The sequence below is a fragment of the Streptomyces kebangsaanensis genome, from assembly GCF_001906585.1.
GTDB lineage: Bacteria > Actinomycetota > Actinomycetes > Streptomycetales > Streptomycetaceae > Streptomyces > Streptomyces kebangsaanensis.
The window spans coordinates 79,578-85,949 of record NZ_JUJA01000072.1; the positions used below are offsets into that span (position 1 = coordinate 79,578).

A 6,372-nucleotide genomic window follows, 5' to 3' on the forward strand; every position below is an offset into this window, starting at 1 on the left:
GAGCCGATGTCGTTGACGCCGAGGCTGTCCGGCCGGTCGTGCCGGCTGAGCCGCCCGGTCAGGCCCATCTTCTGCGGCAGGTCCTTGACCACTGCCCCGACGGTCCGGGTGCCGTGTTTGAGCAGCACCCGGTCGCCGGGGCTGAGCGGGCGTTCGTGAAGGTGGCAGACGGTGGCCTCGATGTCCCGGGTGGTGGCCGGTGCGGCGTCGGAGGGAGCGATCATGTCCCCGCGGGAGACGTCGACGTTGTCGGCGAGCAGCACCGTGACGGACTGGGGCGCCCACGCGGTGTCGACGGCGTGGCCGAGCAGGTCGATCCCGGTGATCCGCGACGTCCGGCCGGAGGGCAGCACACTGACCCTGTCCCCCACGCGCAGCACACCGGCGGCGATCCGACCGGCGTAGCCCCGGTAGTCGGGGTGCTCGGCGGTCTGCGGACGGATCACGTACTGCACCGGCAGACGGGCCGGGGAGAGGGAGGGATCGGTGCCCACAGGGACGCTTTCGAGATGCTCCAGGACGGTGGGTCCGCCGTACCAGTCCATCCGGACGGACGGTTCCACGACGTTGTCGCCCGTGAGGGCCGAGATCGGGATCGCGGTGATCTCGGGGACGCCGAGTTCGCAGGCGTACGTGGTGAACTCCTCGGCGATCGCGGCGAAGACGGACTCGGCGTAGTCGACGAGGTCCATCTTGTTGACGGCGAGGACGACGTGGGGGACGCGCAGCAGGGCGGCGACGGCGGCGTGGCGGCGGGTCTGTTCGACGACGCCGTTGCGGGCGTCGACGAGCACGACGGCCAGTTCGGCGGTGGAGGCGCCGGTGACCATGTTGCGGGTGTACTGCACGTGCCCGGGGGTGTCGGCGAGGACGAACCGGCGGCGGGCGGTGGCGAAGTAGCGATAGGCCACGTCGATGGTGATGCCCTGCTCCCGCTCGGCCCGCAGACCGTCGGTGAGGAGAGCCAGATCCGGGGTGTTTCCGTGCGATGCCCTTACAACTGCCTCCAGTTGGTCGATGAGGACCGACTTGGAGTCGTGAAGGAGCCGGCCGACCAGGGTGGACTTGCCGTCGTCCGCCGACCCGGCGGTCGCGAGACGCAGTGTGTCGACAGTCATCAGAAGTACCCTTCACGCTTGCGGTCTTCCATCGCTGCCTCGGAGAGCTTGTCGTCGGCGCGGGTGGCGCCGCGCTCGGTGAGCCGGGAGGCGGCGATCTCGGCGATCACGGCGTCGAGTGTGGTCGCGTCGGAGTCGACGGCGCCCGTGCAGGACATGTCACCCACGGTCCGGTAGCGGATCATCCGCTTCTCGACTCTCTCGGACTCCTTGGGGCCGCCCCACTCGCCTGCGGTCAGCCACATGCCGTTACGGGCGAACACCTCACGCTCGTGGGCGAAGTAGATCTCCGGCAGCTCGATGCCCTCCCGGGCGATGTACATCCAGACGTCCAGCTCTGTCCAGTTCGACAACGGGAACACGCGGACGTGCTGGCCTGGCGCGTGGCGGCCGTTGTAGAGCTGCCACAGCTCCGGGCGCTGATGGCGCGGGTCCCACTGCGAGAACTCGTCCCGGAGACTGAACACCCGCTCCTTCGCGCGGGCCTTCTCCTCGTCACGCCGTCCGCCGCCGAACACGGCGTCGAAACGGTGCTGCTGGATCGCCTCGGTCAGCGGCAACGTCTGCAGCGGGTTGCGCGTCCCGTCGGGACGCTCACGCAGCTTCCCGGCGTCGATGTACTCCTGCACCGCGGCCACGTGCAGTTGCAGGCCGTGCTGTTCCACTGTCCGGTCGCGGTACTCCAGGACCTCGGAGAAGTTGTGCCCGGTATCGACGTGCAGCAGCGAGAACGGGACCGGCGCCGGCGCGAACGCCTTCAGCGCCAGATGCAGCATCACGATCGAATCCTTGCCGCCGGAGAAAAGAATCACCGGCCGCTCGAACTCACCCGCCACCTCACGGAAGATGTGCACCGCCTCGGACTCGAGCGAGTCCAGGTGCGAGAGCGCGAACGGGTCCTCCGCGGGGACGACGGCAGCGTACGCGCGCGTGGGAGTGGTGACGGCGACGACAGTCACAGCAGATGCCTCTCGACGAGCAGCGCGTGGAGCGTCGCCGCGGACTCCTGCACGGTCTGGTTCTGGGACTCGATCCGCAGATCGGGAGTCACCGGCTCCTCGTACGGGTCGTCGACCCCGGTCAGTCCGCTGATCTCGCCCGCGGCCTGCCTGGCGTACAACCCCTTCACATCGCGTACCGTGCACACCTCCACCGGGGTGGCGACGTGCACCTCCAGGAACGGGACGCCGACGGCGCGGTGGCGTTCGCGGACGGCCGCACGGCTGTCGGCGTACGGAGCGATGACCGGCACCAGGACCTTCACCCCGTTGCGTGCGAGGACCTCGGCGGCCATGCTGATCCGCCGTACGTGGGTGTCGCGGTCCTCGCGGCTGAAGCCGAGCCCTGCCGAGAGGAAGGCCCGGATCTCGTCGCCGTCGAGCACCTCGACCCGGTGGCCCTCGCCGCGCAGTCGGCCGGCCAGCTCGTACGCGATCGTCGTCTTGCCGGCACTCGGCAGACCCGTGAGCCATATCGTGGCTCCACAGATACGGGTGCAAGTGCAGGTGGAGGCGGGACGGTGTGCCGTCACAACCATGGCTTCAGCTCCTCGGCGGCCCGCCTGACGGGCGAGCCGCTCACTCGTGGGTCACTCGGGTCACTCGTGGGGTCAGTTCAACCGGAGGACGACTTTCCCGTTGACGGATCGGCCCTCCAGCTGTTTCAGCACCTCGGCCGGGTCGTTCCAGGAGGCCGTGACCGCGACCTGTGGATCGAGTCGGCCGATCGCACAGAGCCTCAGCAGGGTGCTCAAGTCGGCTGCGGGATCCTGGCGTTCGATCTCGTCGAAGAGGAACACGTTGTGCAGGGAGACTCCCGGCCGGGCCCGCCCCCAGTCGGGCGGCAGCACCAACTCGGAGCGGGTGGTGTTCCCGTACACGACGGCGACCCCACCTCGCCGGAGGGTGACGAAGGCCCGGGTCAGCACCTCCCCGCCGACGCTGTCGAACAGCACGTCCGAACCGCCGCCCCCCGCCTGCTCATAGGTGGAGACGACCTCCGCACCGAGTTCGGCAAGATCCTGCCCGCGGTCGGGGGAGCCGGTCCACGCGACGACGCGCGCGCCGGCCTCGGCGGCCAGCTGCACCGCCATCCGGCCGACACCGCCGCCCGCACCCGTCACCAGGACGGTGCGGCCGAGGAGCGGGCCCGCCTTGCGTAGCCCGTACCAGGCGGTGAGCGCTGCCACGGGCAGGGCGGCGGCCTGTTCGTCGGTGACGGTGGCGGGGATCTCTGCCAGCCGGGACACCGGCAGAGCGACCCGTTCCGCCCAGCCACCGCCGTCGGCGAGACCGACGACCCGGGTGCCGGGAGGCGGGCCGGAGCCGTCGGCGGCGGCCTCGACGACCGTGCCGGCGACGTCCCACCCCAGCCGGGTACCGGCCGGTGAGGCGGCAGCGAGCGCGAGCTCGCCGCGGTTGACGGAGACGGCCCGGACGCGGACGAGTGCCTCACCGGGCGCCGGTACCGGATCCCGGGTCTCCTCGTGCCGCAGGCCGAACGGGCCCTCGCCGGTGGTGATCAGTGTCTTCATCGGGGGGTCTCCTGACGGATGGGACGGCGTACTCCGTGCCGGACGGGCTGGGCCGCACGGAAGGGGCGGGCTACCACGACACACCTCCGTTGACTTCGAGAACGTGTCCGTTGACATAGCTGCTGTCCCCGCCGGCGATGAAGACCGCGGCACTGGCGACCTCGTCACCCGTGCCCATCCGGCCCGCGGCGAGCTTGCTCCGGTAGTGCGCCCACACCGCTTCGTTGGCGCGCAGTTCGCGGCCCATGCCGTCGTCGATGAAGCCAGGAGCGAGGCAGTTGACAGTGATGCCCTTGCCAGCCAGTTCCAGAGCACAGACCTTGGTGTACGCCTCCACCGCGGCCTTGGAGGCGCAATAGGCGGCTCCGCCCTTGACGGGCCTGGAGGCGAGCACGGACGAGAGGTTGATGATCCGGCCGGCGGGCGAGTCCTCCAGGTGGGGAACGGCCGCGCGGGTGCAGTTGACGACTCCGCCGAGGTTGGTGCCCATCACCTCGTCCCAGTCCCCGGGTTCGAGCGCTGCTGCCGGACCGGGCCTGCTGACCCCGGCGTTGGCCACCACGATGTCCAGGCCGTTGAAGCGCTCATGGGCGGCCCGCATGAGGGCGTCCACCGCCTCGGGGTCGCGGACGTCGGCCGCCACGGCCGCGGCCCGACCGGGGTGGGCCTCCACCCAGTCCTTGAGCTGCTCGACGGTGCGGGAGGAGGCCACCACCCGGCAGCCCTGGGCCGTGAACGCCTCGGCAATGCGCCGCCCGAGGCCGCGGCCGGCGCCGGTGACGACGGCCACGCGACCGTCGAGGCGCGGTCCGGTGAGTCTCATGCGTCTCTCCTCAGAGCAGAGTCAGAGCTGGTCAGAGCTTGGTCGCGGCCCCGCCGTCGACCGGCAGTACCACGCCAGTCGCGAAGGCCCCTTCGGGGCGGGCCATGGTGACGATCCACCAGGCGATCTCCTCGGGTTGACCGATGCGGCCCATCGGCACACCGGCCTTCTGGGCCGCGCGCAGCCGGGCGATCTGCTCCTCGTCCAGTCCGGAGGCTCTGGCGATGCCGGTCTCCACGGGGCCGGGGGAGACCGAGACGACCCGGACTGCGTGCGGTGCCTGCTCGACGGCCCAGGTGCGGGTGAGGAAGTCCAGACCGGCCTTGGTCGCGCCGTACACCGAGCTGCCCGCCCAGCCGCGGACGGCCGCGGAGGCGCTGACGTTGACGACGACACCGCCGGCGGCGCGCAGCTGGGGGAGCGCGGCCTGGGTGAGCAGCAGCGGGGCCAGCAGGTTGGTGGCGATCTGCTCCTCGGCGATCCGCCGGTCGATGTCCTCCAGCGACTGCCGTTTGGCTACGGCGGCGTTGTTGACGAGGACGTCGATGCCGCCGAGTGCGGTGACGGCGGTGCGCACGATCTTTTCGGGGGCGCCCGGCGCGGTGATGTCGAGCGCCAGGTGGCGGATCGCGGGCCGGTCGTGTGCGGCCTCCTTCAGAGCCGTCTCGTCCCTGCCGACGATCAGTACGTCGTGGCCCTCGTCGGCGAAGGCGTGCGCGGCGGCTCGGCCGATGCCGGTGCCCCCACCGGTGATCACCACCGAGCGACGGTTGTTTCCGGGCTGTCCCATCAGTGCACTCCTCCGAGTCCTCAGGTCGGGTCCCCCAGCGGTCCTCCAGTAGCGAGAACACACCAAGAGGCTACACGGAAACTCTGCACACACAACACCAAAGTCGTGAAGAGTCTCTACCAGGGCCCCAGCGTGCCACGCTCTTGTGTCGACATCCCGTCCAGGGAGGCTTGGCAATCTCGGGAAGGCACCACAAGACACCACACCGGCGGACGGAACGAGGAGCGGTATGAGGTTCGGCATCCTGTACTTCCCGACGACAGGCCCCGGGGAGAAGAACCCGGCCGAGTACTATGACGAGGGGCTGCGCCTGGTCCGGCTCGCCGAAGAACTCGGTTACTTTCAGCTGAAGGTGGTGGAGCACCACTTCTTCGACTACGGCGGTTACAGCCCCTCCCCCACCACGTTCCTCGCCGCAGCGGCTGCGCTGACCACCCGTATCCGGCTCGGCACCGGCGCCGTGATCCCGGCCTTCGCGCACCCCATCAAGCTGGCGGGCCAGCTGGCCATGCTGGACAACATCTCCCGCGGCCGGCTCGACGTCGGCTTCGGCCGCGGCTTCCTTCCCGACGAGTTCGCCGCGTTCGGCGTCCCCATGGACGAGAGCCGCGAGCGGTTCGAGGAGGGCGCCGAAGCCTGCATACGCCTGTGGACGGAGGAGAACGTCGTCTTCGACGGCAGCTTCCACTGCTTCGGTCCGGTCACGCTGCTGCCCCGCCCGGCCCAGCAGCCGCACCCGCCGGTGTTCTCCGCCGTGACCACCAGCGTCGACTCCTGCACCGCGGCCGGGCGCGCGGGCCGAGGTCTGCAGATCATCGCCGCGGTCTCCCCCACCGAGCGGGTGCAGGAGCTGATCGCCGCCTACCGCAAGGGCCGGGTGGACACCGGCCTGGAGCCGGACACCGGCCGGATCGAGCTTAGTTACCCCTGCTACGTGGCTGAGGACGGCGACACCGCCCGCGCCACGGGACGCTTCGTGGAGGGCCGGTACGGCGAGAAGATCTCCGCGGCCACGCTGTCCTGGGCGGGCACCCGCAGCTCCGCCTATCCGGGGTACGAGAAGCTCGCCGACGCCGCGACCCGTGGCTCCGCCGACTTCGACGACCGG

General features: G+C 70.5%; 7 protein-coding genes. 1 reads left to right on the top strand and 6 read right to left on the bottom strand.

The features are described from left to right. The 6 genes from RH94_RS10520 to RH94_RS10545 all read right to left on the bottom strand — a co-directional run. On the bottom strand, positions 1 to 1,118 hold a 1,118-nt coding region (locus RH94_RS10520), incomplete at its 3' end, for a sulfate adenylyltransferase subunit 1 (protein ID WP_234425675.1). After that, a complete protein-coding gene (cysD, locus tag RH94_RS10525) occupies positions 1,118 to 2,077 on the bottom strand; it encodes a sulfate adenylyltransferase subunit CysD (protein ID WP_073947354.1) in 960 nt (319 codons plus the stop codon). The genes RH94_RS10520 and cysD, both read right to left, overlap by 1 nt. Beyond that, positions 2,074 to 2,655: an adenylyl-sulfate kinase gene (gene cysC / locus RH94_RS10530; RefSeq protein WP_073947355.1), complete on the bottom strand. Its 582-nt coding sequence runs from the start codon at positions 2,653 to 2,655 to the stop codon at positions 2,074 to 2,076. The genes cysD and cysC overlap by 4 nt, the downstream gene beginning before the upstream one ends. A gap of 72 nt (positions 2,656 to 2,727) precedes the next feature. Then, entirely contained in the window at positions 2,728 to 3,651 is a 924-nt protein-coding gene (locus RH94_RS10535) for a zinc-binding dehydrogenase (RefSeq protein WP_073947356.1), read from the bottom strand. 70 nt (positions 3,652 to 3,721) lie between these two features. Further along, complete coding sequence (locus RH94_RS10540; protein WP_073947357.1) at positions 3,722 to 4,474, bottom strand: SDR family NAD(P)-dependent oxidoreductase; 753 nt, start codon at positions 4,472 to 4,474, stop codon at positions 3,722 to 3,724. A gap of 31 nt (positions 4,475 to 4,505) precedes the next feature. Beyond that, positions 4,506 to 5,264 carry an SDR family NAD(P)-dependent oxidoreductase gene (locus RH94_RS10545; protein ID WP_073947358.1) on the bottom strand — a complete coding sequence of 253 codons (759 nt, stop codon included), beginning with the start codon at positions 5,262 to 5,264 and terminating at the stop codon, positions 4,506 to 4,508. Between the two features lie 229 nt (positions 5,265 to 5,493). Between RH94_RS10545 and RH94_RS10550 the strand changes: the two genes are divergently transcribed. After that, positions 5,494 to 6,372: LLM class flavin-dependent oxidoreductase (locus RH94_RS10550; protein ID WP_234425676.1), on the top strand; the 879-nt coding region annotated here is incomplete at its 3' end.

Coding starts and splice junctions, on each gene's coding strand:
- cysC (WP_073947355.1), bottom strand. CDS start 2,655: ATGGTTGTGACGGCACACCGTCCCGCCTCCACCTGCACTTGCACCCGT.
- RH94_RS10535 (WP_073947356.1), bottom strand. CDS start 3,651: ATGAAGACACTGATCACCACCGGCGAGGGCCCGTTCGGCCTGCGGCAC.
- RH94_RS10540 (WP_073947357.1), bottom strand. CDS start 4,474: ATGAGACTCACCGGACCGCGCCTCGACGGTCGCGTGGCCGTCGTCACC.
- RH94_RS10545 (WP_073947358.1), bottom strand. CDS start 5,264: ATGGGACAGCCCGGAAACAACCGTCGCTCGGTGGTGATCACCGGTGGG.